The organism is Rothia nasimurium (assembly GCF_928381415.1).
In the GTDB taxonomy this organism is placed as follows: Bacteria; Actinomycetota; Actinomycetes; order Actinomycetales; family Micrococcaceae; genus Rothia; species Rothia nasimurium_H.
This window is the reverse complement of record NZ_CAKMSF010000041.1, coordinates 1-258: the sequence shown is the minus strand read 5'-3', so window position 1 is coordinate 258 and position 258 is coordinate 1. Positions and strand designations below refer to the sequence as shown.

General features: G+C 57.8%; 1 protein-coding gene. It reads left to right on the top strand.

All coding sequences use genetic code 11. The features are described 5' to 3' along the window. Positions 1-258 (top strand): transposase (locus L7A20_RS11905; RefSeq protein WP_237223689.1); only part of this gene is annotated, 258 nt, incomplete at both ends.

Genomic DNA, 258 nt, shown 5'->3' with positions numbered 1-258 from the left:
AAGAACAAGGCCTAGACCTCAGCAGCGACACCCTACTCAAAACCCTCACCCAAGACATCATCCAAGCTGCCCTCGACGAAGAACTCACCGACCACCTCGGCTACCCCAAACACGCCGAAAACCCCAATCAGACAAGCCAAAACACCAGAAACGGCTACCGCACCAAAAGAATCCTCACCGACACCGTCGGCCCCATCGACATCAAAGTCCCCCGCGACCGCGACGGCTCCTTCGAACCGACCATCGTGCCCAAACGAG